Source organism: Priestia sp. RMT2NF4, assembly GCF_047872835.1.
Classification (GTDB): Bacteria; Bacillota; Bacilli; order Bacillales; family Bacillaceae_H; genus Priestia; species Priestia zanthoxyli.
In genome coordinates, this window is record NZ_JBLQZO010000002.1 from 540,271 (window position 1) to 561,181 (window position 20,911).

24 protein-coding genes are annotated in these 20,911 nt (G+C 38.6%); all 24 read right to left on the bottom strand.

What is annotated here, in order from left to right:
* Positions 1-23: 23 nt before the first annotated feature.
* Positions 24-314 (bottom strand): flagellar hook-basal body complex protein FliE, encoded by a 291-nt coding sequence (fliE, locus tag ACMX9J_RS11925; RefSeq protein WP_028411433.1) that lies wholly within the window; start codon positions 312-314, stop codon positions 24-26.
* 12 nt (positions 315-326) lie between these two features.
* Positions 327-776: a flagellar basal body rod protein FlgC gene (gene flgC, locus ACMX9J_RS11930; protein WP_028411434.1), complete on the bottom strand. Its 450-nt coding sequence runs from the start codon at positions 774-776 to the stop codon at positions 327-329.
* A gap of 2 nt (positions 777-778) precedes the next feature.
* Positions 779-1,168: a flagellar basal body rod protein FlgB gene (gene flgB / locus ACMX9J_RS11935; RefSeq protein WP_028411435.1), complete on the bottom strand. Its 390-nt coding sequence runs from the start codon at positions 1,166-1,168 to the stop codon at positions 779-781.
* A gap of 443 nt (positions 1,169-1,611) precedes the next feature.
* Positions 1,612-2,391, bottom strand: coding sequence for a GTP-sensing pleiotropic transcriptional regulator CodY (gene codY / locus ACMX9J_RS11940; RefSeq protein ID WP_013058882.1), 780 nt, complete (start codon positions 2,389-2,391; stop codon positions 1,612-1,614).
* Positions 2,392-2,419: 28 nt separating this feature from the next.
* On the bottom strand, positions 2,420-3,820 hold the full coding sequence (gene hslU, locus ACMX9J_RS11945) for an HslU--HslV peptidase ATPase subunit (RefSeq protein WP_013084801.1): 1,401 nt from the start codon (positions 3,818-3,820) through the stop codon (positions 2,420-2,422).
* Positions 3,821-3,836: 16 nt separating this feature from the next.
* The gene (hslV, locus tag ACMX9J_RS11950; RefSeq protein WP_013058884.1) at positions 3,837-4,379 is read right to left on the bottom strand and encodes an ATP-dependent protease subunit HslV; all 543 of its coding nucleotides are present in this window, start codon (positions 4,377-4,379) and stop codon (positions 3,837-3,839) included.
* A gap of 14 nt (positions 4,380-4,393) precedes the next feature.
* Positions 4,394-5,296 (bottom strand): tyrosine recombinase XerC, encoded by a 903-nt coding sequence (xerC, locus tag ACMX9J_RS11955; protein WP_014458427.1) that lies wholly within the window; start codon positions 5,294-5,296, stop codon positions 4,394-4,396.
* A 65-nt stretch (positions 5,297-5,361) separates the two neighbouring features.
* Positions 5,362-6,666, bottom strand: coding sequence for an FADH(2)-oxidizing methylenetetrahydrofolate--tRNA-(uracil(54)-C(5))-methyltransferase TrmFO (gene trmFO, locus ACMX9J_RS11960; protein WP_028411436.1), 1,305 nt, complete (start codon positions 6,664-6,666; stop codon positions 5,362-5,364).
* Positions 6,667-6,872: 206 nt separating this feature from the next.
* Positions 6,873-8,948 (bottom strand): type I DNA topoisomerase, encoded by a 2,076-nt coding sequence (gene topA, locus ACMX9J_RS11965; protein WP_028411437.1) that lies wholly within the window; start codon positions 8,946-8,948, stop codon positions 6,873-6,875.
* A 154-nt stretch (positions 8,949-9,102) separates the two neighbouring features.
* Complete coding sequence (gene dprA / locus ACMX9J_RS11970; protein WP_033579776.1) at positions 9,103-9,984, bottom strand: DNA-processing protein DprA; 882 nt, start codon at positions 9,982-9,984, stop codon at positions 9,103-9,105.
* Positions 9,985-10,047: 63 nt separating this feature from the next.
* Entirely contained in the window at positions 10,048-10,950 is a 903-nt protein-coding gene (sucD, locus tag ACMX9J_RS11975) for a succinate--CoA ligase subunit alpha (RefSeq protein WP_013058889.1), read from the bottom strand.
* A gap of 18 nt (positions 10,951-10,968) precedes the next feature.
* Complete coding sequence (gene sucC / locus ACMX9J_RS11980; protein ID WP_013058890.1) at positions 10,969-12,129, bottom strand: ADP-forming succinate--CoA ligase subunit beta; 1,161 nt, start codon at positions 12,127-12,129, stop codon at positions 10,969-10,971.
* A gap of 368 nt (positions 12,130-12,497) precedes the next feature.
* Positions 12,498-13,265, bottom strand: coding sequence for a ribonuclease HII (locus ACMX9J_RS11985; protein WP_033579775.1), 768 nt, complete (start codon positions 13,263-13,265; stop codon positions 12,498-12,500).
* A 107-nt stretch (positions 13,266-13,372) separates the two neighbouring features.
* Complete coding sequence (gene ylqF / locus ACMX9J_RS11990; protein WP_025750333.1) at positions 13,373-14,239, bottom strand: ribosome biogenesis GTPase YlqF; 867 nt, start codon at positions 14,237-14,239, stop codon at positions 13,373-13,375.
* Between the two features lie 21 nt (positions 14,240-14,260).
* Positions 14,261-14,812 (bottom strand): signal peptidase I, encoded by a 552-nt coding sequence (gene lepB, locus ACMX9J_RS11995; RefSeq protein WP_013058893.1) that lies wholly within the window; start codon positions 14,810-14,812, stop codon positions 14,261-14,263.
* A 180-nt stretch (positions 14,813-14,992) separates the two neighbouring features.
* Complete coding sequence (gene rplS / locus ACMX9J_RS12000; protein WP_013084808.1) at positions 14,993-15,337, bottom strand: 50S ribosomal protein L19; 345 nt, start codon at positions 15,335-15,337, stop codon at positions 14,993-14,995.
* 161 nt (positions 15,338-15,498) lie between these two features.
* Positions 15,499-16,239 (bottom strand): tRNA (guanosine(37)-N1)-methyltransferase TrmD, encoded by a 741-nt coding sequence (gene trmD / locus ACMX9J_RS12005; protein WP_014458419.1) that lies wholly within the window; start codon positions 16,237-16,239, stop codon positions 15,499-15,501.
* On the bottom strand, positions 16,239-16,751 hold the full coding sequence (rimM, locus tag ACMX9J_RS12010; protein WP_028411442.1) for a ribosome maturation factor RimM: 513 nt from the start codon (positions 16,749-16,751) through the stop codon (positions 16,239-16,241). The genes trmD and rimM overlap by 1 nt, the downstream gene beginning before the upstream one ends.
* A gap of 12 nt (positions 16,752-16,763) precedes the next feature.
* Complete coding sequence (locus ACMX9J_RS12015) at positions 16,764-17,147, bottom strand: YlqD family protein (protein ID WP_013058897.1); 384 nt, start codon at positions 17,145-17,147, stop codon at positions 16,764-16,766.
* 151 nt (positions 17,148-17,298) lie between these two features.
* Positions 17,299-17,529, bottom strand: a complete 231-nt coding sequence (locus ACMX9J_RS12020) for a KH domain-containing protein (protein WP_013058898.1) — start codon at positions 17,527-17,529, stop codon at positions 17,299-17,301.
* Positions 17,530-17,540: 11 nt separating this feature from the next.
* Positions 17,541-17,813: a 30S ribosomal protein S16 gene (gene rpsP / locus ACMX9J_RS12025; RefSeq protein ID WP_013058899.1), complete on the bottom strand. Its 273-nt coding sequence runs from the start codon at positions 17,811-17,813 to the stop codon at positions 17,541-17,543.
* Positions 17,814-17,950: 137 nt separating this feature from the next.
* A complete protein-coding gene (gene ffh / locus ACMX9J_RS12030) occupies positions 17,951-19,294 on the bottom strand; it encodes a signal recognition particle protein (protein ID WP_028411443.1) in 1,344 nt (447 codons plus the stop codon).
* 12 nt (positions 19,295-19,306) lie between these two features.
* The gene (locus tag ACMX9J_RS12035) at positions 19,307-19,639 is read right to left on the bottom strand and encodes a putative DNA-binding protein (RefSeq protein WP_025750337.1); all 333 of its coding nucleotides are present in this window, start codon (positions 19,637-19,639) and stop codon (positions 19,307-19,309) included.
* Between the two features lie 273 nt (positions 19,640-19,912).
* Complete coding sequence (ftsY, locus tag ACMX9J_RS12040) at positions 19,913-20,911, bottom strand: signal recognition particle-docking protein FtsY (RefSeq protein ID WP_013058902.1); 999 nt, start codon at positions 20,909-20,911, stop codon at positions 19,913-19,915.

Below are 20,911 nucleotides of genomic sequence, written 5' to 3' on the forward strand. Positions count from 1 at the left end.
CATTTTCTTTAATAACCGCTCAATTACATTTGCATTCTCATCATTTCCTGATAGGCTTCAACAGCTTTATTGCGTATTTCAAGAGCCGTTTGCATCGTAATACTTGCTTTTTGAGCAGTAATCATTACATCTTGGAGTTCGACATTTTCTCCTTTAGCAAGCTTTTCAGTCGCTATATCCGAAGCGCGTTGAGCATTGTTTAACTCATTGATTGAGTCTTTTAAAAACGTTGAAAACTGTTGAGTTGTTTGTCCAGTGCCAGTCGAAGCGGCTGTTTTTGCTATTGCTATTTGATTGCTGATACCATTAATCATTTTATCGCTCCTTTATTTTCCAATTTCTAACGTCTTTGTTAATATATTTTTGTTTGTATTAAAGACCGTCACGTTTGCTTCATAGGATCGAGTAGCACTAATTAAATCCGTCATTTCCTTTAAGGGATCTACGTTCGGCATCTGCACGTACCCTTGGTCATTAGCATCTGGATGCGTCGGATTATATACTAAATTAAAAGGAGTATTATCTTCTACGATATCTGTGACTTTTACACCATTGTTTTGACTTTTATTGATTTCAGAGTGTAAGAGAGACGAAAAAGAAGGCGAACGATCAGACTGCATGACAACCATTTTTCTTTTGTAAGGCTGCCACTCACCATTAACGTACGTCCCTCTTGTCGTTTCAGCATTCGCCATGTTAGATGAAACAACGTCCATCCTTAAACGATTGGCAGTTAAAGCTGAAGATGTAATATTCATATTTTGAAAAATTGTCAAACTTATTTCCCCCCTCTAATGACTGTTTGAAGAGAATTAAATTTTCCGTTTAAACGATCTACTAGCGCCTCATAGTAAATTTGATTTTCAGCCATATCCGCCATCTCTTTATCCATATCCACATTGTTTCCATTTGCTTGATAGGAAGTGTTTCCTTGCTGGGTAATCACTCGCTGGGATGAATCGGAAAATGGGATATGTTTTGAATCAGTCTGATATGCTTCTAACTCGTTATGTAATAAATCTCGAAATTCACTCGTACGCGATACTGTTTTCGATTTATAATTTGGAGTATCAACGTTTGCGATATTTTGTGCAATCGTCTGCTGCTTTTGTGACGCATAGCTAATTCCATTTTCAATTGTTTGAAAAGTAGTTGAAAACAAACTCAATTCTTACACCTGCTTACCTATTCTATTTTTCTCAAAAATGAGACAAATTTCGACTTTAGTACCATAGAACTTATTGTAAGAAAAACTTCATGCAATGTCTATCCTTTTTTAAGAACTTTTGGACTATAAACCAAAATTTTCATTCGATTTCCAAGCATATTTTAACATCAATGCTGTACTTTAGCTCTATTTTTTTAATTTAAAATCAAAATACATACCATAAGTCCTGAACAATATGTAATAAAAGTAACGATTTGTAATCAACTAGTATCTTTTTACTATTTAAAGATTCTATAATATAATTTTTAGATTTTTATATGAAGTTTGTTAAAGATTTATAAAAATAGTGAACGAATCGTCTTAACCCAGAGCGAACCTTTTCATACTGAGAGCATATAAAAAAAGCACACGGGCTTTGCCCGTGTGCTTTTTGGTTCATAAACTTAGTTAGATTTTAATTTTTCAAGCTCTACTAAGAATTTGTTGTTAAGAACTTTAATGTAAGTTCCTTTCATTCCTAGCGAACGTGATTCGATAACGCCAGCACTTTCTAATTTACGTAGCGCATTTACGATTACTGAACGTGTAATTCCAACGCGGTCAGCAATTTTACTTGCGACTAATAGTCCTTCATTTCCATTTAACTCTTCAAAGATGTGCTCAATAGCTTCTAACTCACTGTATGATAATGAGCTAATTGCCATTTGTACAACAGCTTTGCTACGTGCTTCTTCTTCAATCTCTTCTGCTTTTTCACGAAGAATTTCCATACCTACTACCGTTGCACCGTATTCAGCAAGGATTAAATCATCGTCTTCGAACTGACGGTCTAAACGAGATAGTACAAGCGTACCTAGACGCTCTCCGCCTCCGATAATTGGAACGATTGTTGTTAGTCCTGCATCAAATAAGTCTTTATTTTCAACTGGGAAAGCTGTATATTGACTTTCAATGTTTAAATTAGAAGATGTTTCTTGAATGTTAAATAGGCTTTGAGTATATTCTTCTGGGAACTGGCGTGCTTCTAACATATCTTTCATGCGCGCATTCTCAATTTGCTGTTTAACAGCGATTCCTAATAATTTACCGCGACGACTTACTACGAATACGTTTGATTCGATCACTTCGCAAAGTGTTTCAGCCATTTCTTTAAAGTTTACTGGTTTACCAGCTGCTTTTTGTAGCATTGCATTAATCTTTCTAGTTTTCCCTAATAAATCCATTAGTACTCTTCCTCCTGCGATTTCAGTTCTATAAAATAAATTGACTCAAATCTTTGTTTTTAGCGATTTTTTCTAATTTTTCTTCCACATACTGCGGAGTAATCACAATTTTCTCTAATGTTACTTCTGGTGCTTCAAACGATAAATCCTCTAGCAAACGTTCTAAAATCGTATGAAGCCTTCTTGCACCAATATTGTCTGTATCTTGATTTACCTGATATGCAATTTCTGCAATCTTACGTATAGCATCGTCAGAAAATTCAATTTGTATACCTTCAGTTTCCAATAATGCCGCATATTGCTTTAATAACGCATTATCTGGCTCTACTAAAATGTTTATAAAATCTTCAACGGTTAGCTTCGTTAATTCAACGCGAATTGGGAATCGACCTTGCAATTCTGGAATTAAATCCGACGGTTTTGATACATGGAAAGCACCAGCTGCTACAAATAAAACATGATCAGTTTTGACTGCACCATATTTGGTAACAATCGTTGATCCTTCTACAATTGGTAAAATATCTCGCTGCACGCCTTCACGTGAAACATCAGCGGAAGATGAATTACCACTTTTTTGAGCAATTTTATCAATTTCGTCAATGAAAATAATTCCGTATTGTTCTGCACGATTCACAGCTTCTTGCGTCACTTCATCCATATCAATCAATTTTTGCGCTTCTTCATTTGTTAATACTTTTCGTGCATCTTTAACAGTAAGTTTGCGCTTTTTTTGTTTTTTAGGCATAAAATTGCTTAAGGCATCCTGCATGTTCATGCCCATTTGTTCCATACCCGAACCTTGTAACATATCAAACATAGAAGGCTGTTGCTCTTCTACTTCAATTGTGACATAATGATTTTCAAGCTCTCCTAGAGCAAGCTGATGAGCAATCTGCTTGCGCTTCGTTGCAATATTCGTTTCCTCATCTTGATCAGGATCCGCATCGCTTGACTGTGTACCGTTTGAAAAAATCATTTCAAACGGATTTTTAAACGATTGCTGCTTCTTTTTGCTTGGAACAAGAAGCTCCACTATCCGCTTGTTTGCATTTTCTTCTGCACGATCACGCACGCCGTTCATTTTTTCTTCTTTCACAAGTCGAACTGACGTTTCCACTAAATCACGAACCATTGATTCCACATCGCGTCCTACATATCCAACTTCCGTAAATTTTGTTGCCTCAACCTTAATAAAAGGTGCACCGACAAGCTTAGCTAAGCGGCGTGCAATCTCGGTTTTACCCACACCTGTAGGACCAATCATTAAAATGTTTTTCGGCACAACTTCATCACGTAAAGATTCGTCTAGCAGACCGCGGCGATAGCGATTTCGCAGCGCAACAGCGACCGCTTTCTTTGCCTTCGTTTGACCAATAATATACTGATCGAGCTTTTCTACAATTTGTCGAGGTGTTAAATGAGAATTCATAAAAAAATCCCCTTTCCTACAGTTCTTCTACAATAATATGATCATTTGTATAAACACATATCTCACTTGCTACATCTAAAGCTGCTTTTGCAATTTCTTTAGCTGTTAAATGTTCGCCTGCATGTTGTTTTAATGCACGTCCCGCTGATAAAGCATAATTTCCGCCTGATCCAATTGCTAAAATGCCGTCGTCCGGTTCAATAACTTCACCCGTTCCTGATACTAACAGTAAGTTATCTTTGTTCATAACAATAAGCATTGCTTCTAACTTTCGCAATACTTTGTCACTTCTCCATTGTTTAGCAAGCTCCACGGCTGCACGCTGAAGATTTCCGTTATACTCTTCAAGCTTCGTTTCAAATAATTCAAAAAGAGTGAATGCATCAGCTACTGAACCTGCAAAGCCGGCAAGAACTTGCCCTTGAAATAGACGTCTTACTTTTCGAGCAGTATGTTTCATCACAACAGCATTTCCAAACGTTACTTGTCCGTCCCCAGACATGGCACATTGACCGTTATGCTGAACTGCAAAAATCGTAGTAGCATGGAAAGTAGACAAATTAACTCCTCCTTTTATGCGCGAGGATGGTGATTCATATAAACTGCCTTTAAACGATCCTTCGTCACATGTGTGTATATTTGAGTGGTTGATAAATGTTCATGACCTAGCATTTCTTGAACTGTACGTAAATCTGCCCCTTCATTTAACATATGAGTCGCAAAAGTATGCCGCAAAACGTGTGGACTAATATGTATATTCTCAGCGGTTTTCTTTACTAACTGATCAATGACTAAGCGTATGCCTCGGTCTGTCAACGGTGTCCCCTTATAATTTAAAAAGAGCGAATGAGTATCAGAAGGAGCCTTTTTTAAAAGAAGCTTTCTTCCATTATCTATATATACTCTAAGAGCGTCCTTGGCATAACAGCCAAATGGCACGTACCGTTGTTTTTTCCCTTTGCCATATACGAGCAAAGTTTGAAGTGAAAAATCTATATCGCTAAGCTTAATAGATGCACATTCACTCACTCGTATTCCGGTGGCATACAGCAATTCTAAGAGAGACTGATTACGCTGCCCTAACGGAGTTGTTAAGTCATTCATTTGAAATAATTTCACAATCTCCTCTTCATACAGGAAGCGAGGATTTCTCTCTTCCTTTTTAGGAAGGGTAACGAGCGCAAATGGATTATCTTCTACTAATTCTTCTCTATTTAAGTAACGATAAAACGTTCTCAAACAAGAAATTTTGCGTGACATCGATCTTTTTGAATACTGCTTTTCATATAGGCGTGTTAAAAACAGCCTTGCATCAGCATATGTAACACTTTGTAGGTTTTGTATTTGCTCTTCCTGCATAAAAGACATGAAGATACCTATGTCTTTTTCATAGCAGTCAACTGTATATTTTGAATAATTTTTCTCAATTTGTAAATATTCTAGAAAGGAATTTAATACATCTTTAACAAATTCCAATGTTATCACCTCACAAGGGCTACTAAATATTATCACAATTAAGTAGCCCTTGCAAACAATTTTGATTATTTTGTTGTAAAATTCTGAATAGTTTCCAATGCTCGTTTAGCCAGCGTTTCATTTCGTTCTTGTTTGTTTTTGATTCGCACTTCCAATTCTTTGAATAAGCCAAAGTTGGCATTCATCGGCTGGAAGTTTTTGGCGTTTGTATGTGTGATATAGTGAGCCATACTGCCAATCGCTGTTTCCTGCGGCAATACAACCAATTCTTCACCAAGCACGAGTCGAGCCGCGTTCATTCCTGCCATTAATCCGCTCGCAGCTGATTCTACATATCCTTCTACTCCCGTCATTTGTCCAGCAAAGAATAAGTCATCACGCTCGCGATATTGATACGTAGGCTTTAACAATTTAGGAGAATTAATAAACGTATTTCTATGCATAACTCCGTAGCGTACTACTTCTGCATTTTCTAAACCTGGGATTAAGCTTAATACTTCTTTTTGTGCTCCCCATTTTAAATGTGTTTGGAAACCTACAATATTATATAGTGTACCTGCTGCATCATCTTGACGAAGCTGAACAACTGCATAAGGTCGCTTTCCTGTTTTCGGATCTTCTAACCCAACTGGTTTCATTGGTCCAAAGAGCATTGTTTTTTCTCCGCGTGAAGCCATTACTTCAATTGGCATACATCCTTCAAAATAAATTTCCTTCTCAAATTCTTTTAAAGGAACCGTCTCTGCATTGATTAATGCTTCATGAAAGCGCTGGAATTCTTCTTTTGTCATCGGACAGTTTAAATAGGCAGCTTCCCCTTTGTCATAGCGAGATTTAAGATATACTTTATCCATATCAATGCTGTCTTTTTCAATAATAGGTGCAGCCGCATCGTAAAAATATAAATAATCTTCACTTGTTAACGCGCGCAGCTGTTCCGATAAATCTTTTGACGTTAGCGGACCTGTTGCAATAACAGTTGGTCCCTGTGGAATTTCCGTAATTTCTTCATTAACAACCGTTACGTTCGGATGGTTTTTAACGCTTTCCGTCACACGAGAGGCAAATTCGTGACGATCAACAGCCAGTGCTCCACCTGCTGGAACCGCACACTCGTCTGCTGAACGAATAATGACAGAGTCTAATAATCGCATTTCTTCTTTTAGCACACCCACTGCATTTGTTAATGTATTCGCACGCAGTGAATTACTACATACTAATTCAGCAAATTTGTCCGTATGATGAGCAGGTGTTTGCTTTACTGGTCTCATCTCATAAAGACGGACTTTCAAACCGCGCTTTGCGATTTGCCAAGCTGCTTCACTTCCAGCAAGACCTGCTCCAATAACATTAATTACTTGTTCATTCATTGTAAATCCTCCAACTTCATTTCTATCTTTTCTATCATTTTGCTTATTCATTCACTTGTCTTTTCCTTTTTTAACGGGACAAAGAAAATGCGACATTACTCAATGTCGCTAATAACGTTTCCATTTTAGCACATGAAGCAATGTCGCCGCATCTTATATAACTGCTATTTTTAAATTTAAAGTGTGGGAATTCATCCCATTCTCTTTTACTGCTGAGCTTCCTCTTTATAATCACAACTTGTACAGACGACTTGAGTTCCTTTTTTCTGTTTCTTCTCTACAAGCAGATTTTCACATTTCGGACATTTTCTTGCAATCGGTTTATCCCAAGATACGAAGTCACAGCCCGGGAATCGATCACAGCCATAAAATGTACGCTTTTTCTTCGATTTTCGCTCAACGATATTTCCTTCTTCACATTTCGGACACTTTACGCCAATCTCTTTTACAATTGGCTTCGTGTTGCGACAGTCAGGGAAATTAGAGCATGCCATAAATTTTCCGTAGCGTCCCATTTTGTATACCATAGGTGAACCGCATTCTTCACAGTCTTCTCCGGCAGGTTCATCTTTAATCTCCACTTCGCGCATTTCTTTTTCAGCATGTTCTAAGCGTTTTTCAAAATCACTGTAAAATTCGTCAATAACACGCACCCATTGAACATTACCATCTTCCACTTCATCCAAATCGTTTTCCATTTTAGCTGTAAACTCTACATCTAAAATTTCCGGGAAAAACTCCAATACAAGCTCTAGTACAATTTCTCCAAGTTCTGTTGGAACAAAACGCTTGTTATCGAGCGCTACGTATCCGCGCTTTTGAATCGTATCAAGTGTTGGAGCATATGTAGACGGTCGGCCAATGCCTAGCTCTTCTAATGTCTTAACTAAACGAGCTTCTGTATATCTTGGCGGCGGCTGTGTGAAATGCTGCTTTTCATCGATGTCCTTAGAATAAGCTACTTCTCCTTCTTCTAAGTCTGGAAGAAGATTTTCTTTTTCCTCCACTTGATCATCATTGCCTTCAACATACACTTTCATAAAGCCTGGAAATTTAACTTTTGAGCCGTTCGCTCTAAATGTTACGTCTCCATTTTTCAAATCTACAGCCATTGTATCCATAATGGCAGGTGCCATTTGACTAGCAACGAAGCGCTCCCATACTAACTTATACAGTCGATACTGATCACGCGATAAGAACTCTTTTACCTCTCCTGGTTTACGAAGAGCTGAAGTTGGACGAATCGCTTCGTGGGCATCTTGCGCATTTGAATTCTTCTTTTCTTTACGCTTTTCCGTTGCCACAAACTGATTTCCGTACGCGTTCGTAATGTAATCTCTAGCTTCTGTTTGAGCTGTTTCTGAAATACGAGTAGAATCGGTACGCATATACGTGATAAGACCTACTGTACCTTCTTTTCCTAAATCAATTCCTTCATATAATTGCTGCGCAATCATCATCGTTTTTTTCGCTCGGAAGTTCAGTTTCCGCGCTGCCTCTTGCTGTAATGAAGACGTGGTAAAAGAAGGAGCCGCATTACGCTTTCGCTCACGTTTTGTTACTTTAGAAATTGAAAATTCGTTTCCATCTAATTGTTTAACAATGTTGGTTACATCATCTTCATTCGATAGCTCTACTTTTTTCCCTTGATATTCGATTAACTGGCCTTCAAACTGGTCGTTCCCTTTTTGAAAAGTTGCTTTTACCGTCCAGTATTCTTCTGGGATAAACTTTGCAATTTCTTTTTCACGATCAATAATTAACCGCACTGCAATTGATTGAACCCTTCCGGCACTTAATCCTTTTTTCACTTTTTTCCACAGCAATGGACTGATATTGTAGCCAACCAGCCTGTCAAGAATACGTCGTGCTTGTTGAGCATCTACTAAATCCATATTAATTGCTCGTGGATGTTTAAAAGATTCTTTAATCGCTTCTTTTGTAATCTCGTTAAACACTACGCGGCAGTCCGATGCAATGTCTACATCCAAACTGTGCGCCAAATGCCATGCAATCGCTTCTCCTTCACGGTCTGGATCGGCTGCTAGGTAAATCTTTTTTGCTTTTTTAGCCGCTGTTTTTAGTTCTTTTAAAACCGGGCCTTTCCCGCGAATTGTAATATATTTCGGGTTGTAATCTTGTTCAATATCAATTCCCATTTGACTTTTAGGTAAATCGCGAACATGTCCCATCGATGCTTTTACTTTATATTTCTTTCCTAAATAACGTTCAATTGTTTTAGCCTTTGCAGGCGATTCTACAATTACTAGGTAGTCAGACATCTATTTGTTCCTCCTCAAGAGGTAGAATAAAATCTTCATTATTATTAAATATTTGGTTCTTGTTTGTCAAATGTCAAAAAGATAAGTCATACGATTTTCCTACGTATCTCACTAGTATTTCATACCATGCAAGAATATGACTACTTTGAAACATTCATCTTATATACATCATTTCATCTGTAATATCAGCAGCGCTTTGCACAAGTTTTGCCCCTAATTGGATTAACTTATTCGTTCCACATGATGTTTCTTCAAAAATAGAACCCGGTATGGCAAATACTTCTCTTCCTTGCTGAAGCGCCTGGTCGGCGGTAATAAAAGATCCACTTCTTTCTTTTGCTTGCACCACCAACGTGCCTCCTGTTAATCCGCTAATGATTCTGTTTCTGCGAGGGAAAAACCATTTCGTCGGCTTCATAAACGGGGCATATTCAGAAAGCAGCAAATGATGCTGCGCAATTTCTCTTGCTAAATTTTGGTTTCCTCTTGGGTAAATATTATAAAACCCTCCGCCTAAAACTGCAATCGTTTTAGCTTTTTCAGCGATAGCCAGTTCATGAGCAGCCTGGTCAATTCCTAAGGCTAGCCCACTCACAACGACAAATTCTTCATGCAGCATCGGCTTAACAATACGAGTTAAAGCTGCAGTTCCATATGAAGTAGGATTTCTTGTTCCTACAACGCTTAAGCTTGCCGGAGCGTGTAGAAGAGACAAGTTCCCCCTTGCAAATAATACCCAAGGCGGATCATAAATATGGCGCAAAAGTTCAGGATATTCATCATCTAAGATGGTGACACATCGAATATTCTCAGCGTCATATTTATCTAGAATATCTCGTATTGGAATAGTTTGCAAATCTTTTTTTATTTGATTAGCACGTTCAATCGAGAGAGTCAATAGTTTTTGAAGCTGTGATGGAGAGTACTCGTAGAGATTTTGTAATGAAGAATTCTGTTGAAGTAGCGTAAAAATTTGTTTCCAATTAACAGATGGACAATGTGCTAAATGAATTAATTTTTCCCGTAAACCAGACATTCTACAATCTCCTTTTTAAATGGACAAAATAGCCCCCGGTCAAAGGAGGCTATATGTCTTCTATTAATGAGTCTTACACTGCTCGTAAATGCCTTGTTCTTTTAACACTTTAATAAGTGTTTCTCCCATAACAGATGGTGTTTCAGCTACTTGGATACCGCACTCATTCATTGTTTTAATTTTTTCAGACGCTGTCCCTTTACCACCTGAAATAATCGCACCAGCATGGCCCATACGTTTTCCTGGAGGCGCTGTTTGACCGCCAATGAAGCCGACAACAGGTTTTGTCATATTTGCTTTTACCCATTCTGCCGCTTCTTCTTCTGCTGTACCGCCGATTTCCCCAATCATAATTACTGCATACGTATCTTCATCTTCATTAAACGCTTTTAATACATCGATAAAGTTCGTGCCATTCACCGGGTCACCGCCGATACCAACAGCTGTTGATTGGCCAATTCCAGCTTCAGAAAGTTGGTGAACAGCTTCATATGTTAATGTACCAGAACGCGAAACTACACCTACATGACCTTTTTTGTGAATGTACCCTGGCATAATGCCAATTTTACATTCTTCCGGTGTAATAACACCTGGGCAGTTAGGCCCTACAAGACGCGTACGTTTTCCTTCCATATAACGCTTTACTTTTACCATATCTAATACTGGAATACCTTCTGTAATACAAATAACTAAATCTAAATCTGCGTCAACTGCTTCAATAATGGAGTCAGCTGCGAATGCTGGTGGAACATATACAACAGAAGCCGTTGCGCCTGTTTTTTCTTTCGCCTCGGCAACCGTATTAAATACCGGAACACCCTCTACTTCTAAGCCGCCTTTACCCGGCGTTACGCCACCAACAATTTTTGTTCCATATTCTAACATTTGCTGTGTATGAAAAAGGCCAACTCCGCCTGTAATTCCTTGTACAATTACTTTTGTATCTTGATTAATAAATACGCTCATTCCTATCCCCCAGCCTTTCTATTTCACTAGTGAAACGATTTTTTGTGCGCCGTCTGCCATAGATTCAGCAGCTGTGATATTTAAGCCTGATTTTTGTAAAATTTCTTTTCCAAGTTCAACGTTTGTTCCTTCTAAGCGAACAACTAATGGAAGGCTTAATCCAACTTGTTTTGTTGCTTCAACAACACCTGTTGCAATAACATCACATTTCATAATTCCGCCGAAAATATTAACGAAAATACCTTTTACATTTTGGTCAGATAAAATAATTTTAAATGCTTCTGTTACTTTTTCAGCAGTTGCGCCGCCCCCAACATCCAGGAAGTTAGCAGGGTCGCCTCCGTAATGCTTAATAATATCCATCGTTGCCATCGCTAAACCTGCACCGTTTACCATACAACCGATATTACCGTCTAGTGAAATGTAGCTTAAGTCGTATTTAGATGCTTCAATTTCTTTAGCATCTTCCTCTTCAAGGTCACGATATTCAAGAATATCTTTTTGGCGATACAGCGCATTTGAATCAAAGTTTAACTTCGCATCCAATGCCATAACGTCTCCGTCACCTGTTACAACTAGAGGGTTAATCTCTGCAATTGAGCAGTCTTTTTCAACAAATACTGTATATAAACCTGTCATGAATTTAACTGCTTTTCCAACTAATTCTTTTGGAATATTAATATTAAATGCAAGTCTGCGAGCTTGGAATGCTTGTAAACCAATCGCAGGATCTACATATTCTTTAAAGATTTTTTCAGGCGTTTTTTCCGCCACTTCTTCAATTTCAGTTCCACCTTCTTCAGAACCCATCAATACAACTTGAGACGTTGCACGATCAAGAACTAAACCGATGTAGTATTCTTTCTTAATATCGCATCCCTCTTCAACTAACAAGCGCTTAACTTCTTTTCCTTCAGGGCCTGTTTGGTGCGTTACGAGGGTCTTTCCTAAAATATCTTGTGCATATGTACGAACTTCATCTAAGTTTTTTGCTACTTTGACACCGCCCGCTTTACCGCGTCCACCAGCATGGATTTGTGCTTTCACCACTGATACTTGTGAACCTAATTCCTTTGCTGCTTCAACTGCTTCTTCAACAGTAAAAGCTACTCGACCGTTTGGTACTGCAACCCCATATTTTCTGAGTAGTTCTTTTCCTTGATACTCATGGATATTCATTTCCCATCCTCCTAACATAATCAACCACAAAACTATACTGCACAAAATAGACTGCGCTTTCATTGTATAAAAATAATTGTCTAATTGTCTACTATTCTAGTGAAAAATATTGAAATAATAAGAAAATTGATATTTTTATGGAGATAGTACTTAACCATACCTTATGAAGTAGATGAGGCTCTGCGGACGTTAAACGTGTGGTTGATCATGTAAATCAACCTTCATAACTAAAGCAGACTGAGAGGAAAATAATTTACGAATTTTTCCCGCTGCAATATCTCCGCTTACATAGGCTATATTCTTTTTAAGCCTAGAATCCCGCATTGAAACATGCGCTAAAAAGCAGAGATATGCTCGGGTATCATGTTCTAGTTTACTTGGTTTTTTATCGGTGCAAAAGATCGGCGGTGTTCTGGCAAAATTCCATATTGTTCGATTGCTTCTAAATGTTGTTTTGTTCCATATCCCATATGTTTTTCGAATCCGTATGCAGGATAGCGTTCACCAAGTTCTTTCATCATTCGATCTCGCGTCACTTTTGCAATAACAGAACTTGCAGCAATTGAAATGCTTGTAGCATCGCCTTTAATGATTGACTGCTGCGAAATAGGCACCGGCAGCTTCATCGCATCAATGAGCAGTTCATCAGGCTGAACTGCCAACAGTTCAATGGCTTCAGTCATTGCCTTTTTTGTTGCTTCGTAAATATTAATAGAATCAATGACCTCTGCGTCTATAATCCCTATACCGATAGCGACAGCTTTTTTACAAATTTCTTCATAAAACGCTTCTCGCTTTGCTTCTGATAACTTCTTTGAATCCGTCAGACCAGGGAGAAAAAAATCGGGAGGCAAAATAACAGCAGCCGCTACTACCGGTCCTGCTAACGGTCCTCTTCCTACTTCGTCTACTCCGGCAATATAAGTTGCTCCTTGTCTATATAATTCATTTTCATATGCCATCATTTCATCAAACTGTTGCTTCAAGCGCTCAGCCGCTTCAAATTGCCTTTGTTTTTGAATAATAACCTGCTGCACACCTTTACGCTCATCTTGCGCATATGCCTTAAATAAAGCATCTTCCGGGCTTCTCACTTGCTTTAGTTCCTCTTTTATTTCCTTAATACTCTTTTTCATTAGCTCCACCTTCTTTATATCAACATTTTCACGCGGCACTTTCACATAAAAAACGCCTCATGCTGAAAAGGCAGAGGCGTTTTTTGCTTCAGTTCGCAATGTGTTGCTTACAGCTGTTGTTCAGCTTCACTTGGATCATCAAATGTAAAGGTGCCAATTTTATCCGTTCGAATTTCTCGAAGAACAAGCTCAGCTGTTTTATCGTAATCCACCATGCCGCCACCCATTAAACAGCCGCGGCGCGACCCAATTGCATCAAAAAGCTCTACAATGTCTTCAGGGATTTCATTTAAATCATAACGCTGCTTTAATTGTTCTGGGTAATGGCTAGTTAAGAAGCGCAGCGCATAAACAGCGACATCTTGCATATTTAAAATGGTATCTTTGATAGCACCCGTTGTCGCAAGCTTATATCCAACTGTTTCATCTTCAAACTTAGGCCACAAAATACCTGGCGTATCAAGCAGCTCTAGCTCGTTTCCTACCTTAATCCACTGCTGTGCCTGCGTCACACCTGGACGATCTCCCGTCTTGGCAATTTTTTTGCTGGCAAGGCGATTAATTAGCGTTGATTTACCGACGTTAGGAATCCCTACAATCATCGCACGGATAGCGCGGGGTTTTTTAACTCCTTTTGCGCGCATGCGGTCAAACTTCTCTTGAAGAAGTTCTTTAGAAGACGAAACAATTTGTTTCATTCCTTTACCTGCTTGTGCGTCAATAGCTAAGGCATAAATACCTTGTTCTTTGTAATAATCTAACCACTGCTGAGTGACGCGCGGATCCGCTTTGTCCACTTTATTCAACAATACGATTCTGGGCTTGTTCACAATAATCTCATCAATCATTGGATTTCGCGATGATTGCGGAATGCGTGCATCAACCAGTTCGTATACAATATCAATCAATTTTAGCTTTTCAGTTACTTGTCTTCTGGCCTTGGCCATATGGCCAGGAAACCATTGAATTGTCATATTTTACTCACCTTTTATATTTTACTTTGCAAAACGCGCTTCTTTAATCGGCCAGTATACGGCACTCGTTTTACCAAGCACCTTGTCCATGCTCACAAAGCCAATCTGACGGCTGTCTTTACTGTAGCGTCGATTGTCTCCCATCACGAACAAATAGCCTTCTGGCACGGTCTTTTTACCCGTTACGTCTTCTAGTTTAAAATCTTCGGTTAAATTACCGTCAATCACTTCTTTTTTATACTGATCTAAATAGGGCTCTTTATAAGCTTTTCCATTTACATATAGCGTATCATTTCGATACTCAATATGATCACCCGGCAGTCCGATAATACGTTTTATGTAATCTTTTTCCGCTGTAGCATGAAAAACAATAATATCAAAGCGATCAGGATCACCAATCTTATAGGAGAACTTATTTACAATCATTCGATTTTGGTCATGCAGCGTAGGCATCATAGAAAGTCCATCTACTACAATCGGTGCAAACAAAAAATAGCGAATTACAACAGCTAACAGTACGGCAATGGCGATTGCTTTTATCCATTCCCACAGTTCATTTTTCTTTCGAGCCATCTTCAGTCCTCCAACTCTTATGTCATACCTTTATTTTAAACGATAATGTTTGAAACGCCTAATAAATAAATAGAATAAAAAAATGATGACTTGTACGTCTATTTTTCACTGTCAGAGAACGAATCGTTCTAAAAAAACATTTGAAAAAAGGAGCTTGTATAAACAAGCTCCCCTTTACTATTATCGAATTTCTTTAATACGCGCAGCTTTACCACGTAATTCACGTAGGTAATAAAGTTTCGCACGGCGTACTTTACCGCGGCGCATTACTTCGATTTTTGCAATTTTTGGCGTATGAAGTGGGAATGTACGCTCTACACCTACACCGTAAGAAATCTTACGTACTGTAAATGTTTCGCTGATACCACCGCCACGACGCTTAATAACAACACCTTCAAATACCTGAACACGTTCACGAGTACCCTCAACGATATTTACGTGTACACGTACAGTATCACCAGGACGGAACGTAGGAAGATCTGTTTTTAATTGTTCTTTTGTAATCTCTTCGATTAATTTTTGCATCGCGTGTTTCAACTCCTTCCAACAGACGCTCATACCAATGCTTTTCAATCATTGCAGCGGAACATCGTTATAGGTGACCAGACATCTGCCCAAGCCACAAAATCTATCTTAGCACACTCTTATACCGTATGCAACAGAGTTTATGCATAAATTTTATGGATTTATGAAAGGTTGTTTTCCTCTTTTAATTGAGCTACTAGTTTCTTTTGCTCTTCCGTTAGCTCCATCTTTTCAAGCATATCCGGTCTTCGAAGCAACGTGCGCTTTAAAGACTCTTTTTGGCGCCACTGTTCAATTTTTTTATGATTTCCTGACATAAGTACTTCAGGAACTGTTAAGCCTCTAAAATCAGCAGGACGCGTATAGTGGGGGTGCTCTAGTAAACCTGTACTGTGTGAGTCTTGTACAGCTGAATGATTATTGCCAAGCACATCAGGAAGCAGGCGAACAACGCTATCGATCACAACCATTGCACCAAGCTCTCCTCCAGTTAATACATAGTCACCAATTGAAATTTCATCAGTTACCAGCTGCTCACGAATTCGTTCATCATATCCTTCGTAATGACCGCAAATAAAAATTAAATGCTCTTCTGCTGCTAGTTCTTCTGCTTTTGCCTGTGTATAGCGTTCGCCCTGCGGACAAAGCAAAACTACCCGGGGCTTCTTAGCTGTTTCAGTCAGCTTTTCTACAGCGTCAAAAATAGGCTGAGGTGTCAATACCATTCCAGCACCTCCGCCGTAAGGATAATCGTCCACATTTTGATGTTTGTTCGTAGAATATTCTCGGAAATTAACTACATTCAGTTCAACCGCATTTTTTTCCTGTGCTTTTTTCAAAATTGATTCACCAAAAACACCGTCAAACATAGAAGGAAATAGCGATAGTACATCAATTTTCATTAGTCCAATAACCCTTCCATTACTGTAATAACAATCTCTTTTTCCTCTATATCAATAGATTGTACAACGTCGTCGATGTAAGGAATAAGAACTTCTTTTCCGCCTTTTTTAACGACCCACACATCATTAGCTCCCGGCGTTAAAATTTCTTTGACCGTTCCTACCTCTACTCCGTCTTCTGTTTTTACTGTACAGCCAATAATTTCGTGGAAATAAAATTCACCGTCTTCTAAATCCGTTAGCTGCTCCTCAGGAATTTTCACTTCGCAGTTTTTGTACTGCTCAACATCATTTACGTTGTGATAGCCTTCGAATGTAAGCAGATCAAAATTTTTATGCCTGCGATGGCTTGCTACCGTTACTTCCACCGGCTCGCTTTGCTTTTCTTTGAAGATATAAAGTTTATTTCCTTTTTCATAGCGCTCATCAGCAAAATCCGTAGTTGATACAATACGAATTTCTCCTTTTACACCATGGGTATTCACAATTTTTCCAACCTTAAACCATTTCATGCTTCTTCACCTCTATCTAATCTCAACAACTTTGCTATCTTTTATAATAATTGTTTTACTTTCTTTTATCTTTTCCCAATCATCGCCGATTTTTACCTCTACTAAGGCATCCAGTTCCGTTTCAACGAGTTCGCTCCCTAAAGGAAGCTTTTCTAATTGCGTCAGCTGAAAGTTCAACACTTCAATTTTTTCAAGGCGAGCGGATTTTTCTTTTTCAAATTGACTATGTAATAAAGAAGAACCTTTATTGGCTTTTTCCATGTGCTTTAACTGAAATTTCAGCTGTTCCATTTCCTTTTCAAGCGCCTGCTTGCGGTTTATAAAACGATTTTCAAGATCTTGTTTGCTTGCTTCAGTTAACACTTGTTTCACAACCACTTTTTGAATAATGTTCAAAACGTTCCCTCCGCCCTCAAGATAGTGACCTTGTGCTTTTTACATGCATATTGAAATAGCTGCTTCTTGCTCGCAAAAGACTTACTGTGATCAAAACGTTCATCTTATCATAACATAAAAAAAGGGGGAGGTTATCCCTCTCCCTTTTTGATTACTCTTGAATTTTCACATACACTTTTTTACCTTGCTGTGATGCTGCTGCATTCACAACAGTTCGAATCGCTTTTGCAACGCGGCCTTGTTTGCCGATTACTTTGCCGACATCTTCTTGGTGAACAGTAAGGATGTAAGTCACTTGACGTTCATCTTCTTGTTCCTCCACTTTAACATCAGCTGGATAATCAACAAGCGGCTTTACAATTGTTTCGATTAGTGATGTCATCTCGAGTGAAATTATTTTCCTAATTTAGCATTATGGAATTTTTCCATGATGCCTTCGTTAGAGAAAAGGTTACGAACTGTATCAGATGGTTTAGCACCATTTTGTAACCATTTAAGAGCTAGCTCTTCATCGATTTTAACTTCAGCTGGTTGAACTACAGGATTGTAAGTTCCAACTACTTCGATGTAACGTCCATCACGTGGTGAACGAGAGTCTGCTGCTACGATACGATAGAAAGGAGATTTTTTAGCTCCCATACGTTTTAAACGAATTTTTACTGCCATTTTATAAAGCACCTCCGAATATGTTTCAACAAGATAATATAATATCAAATAGGTAAAATGTTTGTAAAGGTTTTTTTCTTAACACTAGAAAAATATTTTATTTTCTTTGGTTTTTTCAGTTCAAATCAAGCATTTTATCATGAAAAGAATGGAAGTTTCATACCCTTTTTCTTGCCTTTTGACATATTTGTCATTTGTTTCATCATTTTTTTCATGTCTTCAAATTGTTTAAGCAAACGATTGACTTCTTGTACAGAACGTCCGCTTCCTTTTGCAATACGCTTTCTTCGACTTGAATTAATGATTTCAGGGTTTGTTTTTTCCGCTTTCGTCATCGAACGAATAATTGCTTCTACATGATTAATTTGCTTTTCATCAACCTGCAGGTTTTTGAGCCCCTTTACTTTATTGGCGCCCGGAAGCATACCAATTAGCTCATCAAGCGGTCCCATTTGACGCACCTGAGCAAGTTGATCTAAAAAGTCATCAAATGTAAATGACTGCGTGCGCAGCTTAGCTTCAAGCTCTTTTGCCTTTTCAGCATCTACATTTGCCTGAGCCTTTTCGATAAGCGTCAGCACATCACCCATACCTAAGATACGGGAAGCCATACGCTCTGGGTGGAATGCTTCAATAGCATCCATCTTTTCTCCAAGACCGACAAACTTAATTGGTGTATCAGTTACTGCACGAATAGAAAGCGCTGCACCACCGCGCGTATCGCCGTCTAGTTTCGTTAATACAACGCCAGTTAATCCTAATTGCTTATTAAAGCTATCCGCAACGTTTACTGCATCTTGACCCGTCATCGCATCGACAACAAGGAAAATTTCGTCTGGGTTAGAAAGCTCTTTGATCTGTTCTAACTCCTCCATTAGATTTTCATCAACATGCAAACGTCCCGCTGTATCAATTAATACATAATCGTGATGCTCTTCTTTCGCATGAGCAATAGCTTGTTTCGCAATCTCCACAGGACTTACTTGATCACCTAATGAAAAAACAGACATGCTAAGCTGTTTCCCTAGTGTTTCAAGCTGTTTAATAGCTGCCGGACGATAAATATCTGCTGCTACAAGCAATGGATTACGGTTATATTTTTTACGTAATAAATTGGCAAGTTTACCAGTTGTTGTTGTTTTACCTGCACCTTGAAGTCCAACCATCATAATTACAGTTGGAGCTTTTGGAGCTACTGCAATCTTGCTTTGCTCTCCGCCCATAAGTGCAGTTAATTCTTCTTGTACAACCTTAATAACTTGCTGTCCAGGCGTTAAGCTCTTAAGAACGTCTTGACCTACAGCACGTTCGCTTACGCGCTTAACAAAGTCTTTTACTACTTTAAAGTTTACATCGGCTTCTAAAAGGGCAAGTCTAACTTCACGCATCATTTCTTTAACATCAGCTTCGTTAACTTTTCCTTTTCCTTTTAACTTTTGCAGTGTGCTTTGCAAACGGTCGGCTAATCCTTCAAATGCCATATACGCCGCCCCCTAATCTAATTTCTCGAGCGAATCAAGAAGAGAAGAAAGCTTACTGTTCTTGTGTAAGTCGGCTGCAAGTTCGTCTTTCAGTTGTTGAACAATTGATTGACGCTCTTGAAACCGTTGAAATAACAATAGCTTTTCCTCATATTGTTCAAGCATTTGCTCTGTACGTTTTATATTATCATAAACTGCTTGACGACTCACATCAAATTCTTCCGCTATTTCACCGAGGGAATAATCATCCAAGTAATAAAGTGACATATAACTTCTTTGTTTGGGCGTCAACAGCGCCTGATAGAAGTCAAATAAGTAATTCATTCTTGTTGTTTTCTCGAGCATATGCACGCTCTTTTCAACCATCTGACCGCCCCCTTGTTAAGTGAAAAGCCTTTACATGTTATTAGTTTAACTAGGCGAGGTTTGAATGTCAAGTTTTTTCCTTAACACCTCACATTTTTCCACTTAAAAGAGATGGAAACATAACTAAATTACTTCAATTTAAAGACGACTAAATATGAAACCTGCGTCCACCCTACTAATAAAAAGATCCGAACGATTAATCGTTCGGATCTTCCTTCAACGAAGATACTTTTATCCCAGCCTCTTTTTAGATTACGCCTCTTTTTCTGTTTCTTCTTCTACAGCATTGGCAAATAACCCATAGATATATTGCTCCGTGTCAAACGGCTGAAGGTCGTCTACTTTTTCTCCAAGTCCAACGAATTTAACAGGAAGCTTCAGTTCGTTTCGAATGGCAAGAACAATCCCGCCTTTAGCCGTACCATCTAGTTTTGTTAACACAATTCCAGTCACGTTCGTTGCTTCTGAGAATGTTTTAGCCTGACTTAAAGCGTTTTGACCCGTCGTCGCATCAAGTACGAGAAGCACTTCATGCGGAGCACCAGGAATTTCTCGCTCAATAACACGCTTTACTTTCTCTAATTCTTTCATTAAATTCACTTTGTTTTGAAGGCGACCTGCTGTATCACATAATAAAACATCTGCTTTTCGAGCCTTGGCTGACTGAACAGCGTCATACATGACAGCGGCAGGGTCAGAGCCTGCAGATTGCTTAATAACATCAACACCAACGCGTTCTCCCCATACTTCTAACTGCTCAATCGCACCGGCACGGAACGTATCTCCTGCCGCCATTACGACTTTTTTGCCTTCTTGTTTGAATTTATGTGCAATTTTCCCAATTGTTGTTGTTTTCCCAACGCCGTTTACCCCTACAAACAAAATAACCGTTAAATCATTTTGCTGCATATTTAATTCACCAATCTGCTCTTCACCAGATTCATAAATATCAATTAATTTCTCAGAGATGACAGCCTGTACATCTTGAGGGTCCTTAATATTACGGCGTTTCACTTCCGATTTTAAGTCATCAATTAAATCCAACACGGTAGCCACGCCGACATCAGCGCTAATTAAAATTTCCTCTAATTCCTCAAAAAACTCTTCGTCTACTTGACGATAGCGAGACACTAGATCATTCACACGTTCCGAAAAAGAATTGCGTGTTTTTGATAGTCCATCTTTAAATTTTTGTGTAACAGAATCCGTTTGCATTGTAATTTTTTCTTTTAATTTCTTAAAAAAGCTCAT

What these genes read in the sequence shown, in the direction of transcription:
- fliE (WP_028411433.1), bottom strand. Translation starts at nt 314, where the DNA reads ATGATTAATGGTATCAGCAATCAAATAGCAATAGCAAAAACAGCCGCT.
- codY (WP_013058882.1), bottom strand. Translation starts at nt 2,391, where the DNA reads ATGGATTTATTAGGGAAAACTAGAAAGATTAATGCAATGCTACAAAAA.
- hslU (WP_013084801.1), bottom strand. Translation starts at nt 3,820, where the DNA reads ATGAATTCTCATTTAACACCTCGACAAATTGTAGAAAAGCTCGATCAG.
- trmFO (WP_028411436.1), bottom strand. Translation starts at nt 6,666, where the DNA reads ATGAATGAACAAGTAATTAATGTTATTGGAGCAGGTCTTGCTGGAAGT.
- topA (WP_028411437.1), bottom strand. Translation starts at nt 8,948, where the DNA reads ATGTCTGACTACCTAGTAATTGTAGAATCGCCTGCAAAGGCTAAAACA.
- dprA (WP_033579776.1), bottom strand. Translation starts at nt 9,984, where the DNA reads ATGTCTGGTTTACGGGAAAAATTAATTCATTTAGCACATTGTCCATCT.
- sucD (WP_013058889.1), bottom strand. Translation starts at nt 10,950, where the DNA reads ATGAGCGTATTTATTAATCAAGATACAAAAGTAATTGTACAAGGAATT.
- sucC (WP_013058890.1), bottom strand. Translation starts at nt 12,129, where the DNA reads ATGAATATCCATGAGTATCAAGGAAAAGAACTACTCAGAAAATATGGG.
- ACMX9J_RS11985 (WP_033579775.1), bottom strand. Translation starts at nt 13,265, where the DNA reads ATGAAAAAGAGTATTAAGGAAATAAAAGAGGAACTAAAGCAAGTGAGA.
- ylqF (WP_025750333.1), bottom strand. Translation starts at nt 14,239, where the DNA reads ATGACAATTCAATGGTTTCCTGGCCATATGGCCAAGGCCAGAAGACAA.
- lepB (WP_013058893.1), bottom strand. Translation starts at nt 14,812, where the DNA reads ATGGCTCGAAAGAAAAATGAACTGTGGGAATGGATAAAAGCAATCGCC.
- rplS (WP_013084808.1), bottom strand. Translation starts at nt 15,337, where the DNA reads ATGCAAAAATTAATCGAAGAGATTACAAAAGAACAATTAAAAACAGAT.
- trmD (WP_014458419.1), bottom strand. Translation starts at nt 16,239, where the DNA reads ATGAAAATTGATGTACTATCGCTATTTCCTTCTATGTTTGACGGTGTT.
- rimM (WP_028411442.1), bottom strand. Translation starts at nt 16,751, where the DNA reads ATGAAATGGTTTAAGGTTGGAAAAATTGTGAATACCCATGGTGTAAAA.
- ACMX9J_RS12020 (WP_013058898.1), bottom strand. Translation starts at nt 17,529, where the DNA reads ATGACATCACTAATCGAAACAATTGTAAAGCCGCTTGTTGATTATCCA.
- rpsP (WP_013058899.1), bottom strand. Translation starts at nt 17,813, where the DNA reads ATGGCAGTAAAAATTCGTTTAAAACGTATGGGAGCTAAAAAATCTCCT.
- ffh (WP_028411443.1), bottom strand. Translation starts at nt 19,294, where the DNA reads ATGGCATTTGAAGGATTAGCCGACCGTTTGCAAAGCACACTGCAAAAG.
- ACMX9J_RS12035 (WP_025750337.1), bottom strand. Translation starts at nt 19,639, where the DNA reads ATGCTCGAGAAAACAACAAGAATGAATTACTTATTTGACTTCTATCAG.
- ftsY (WP_013058902.1), bottom strand. Translation starts at nt 20,911, where the DNA reads ATGAGCTTTTTTAAGAAATTAAAAGAAAAAATTACAATGCAAACGGAT.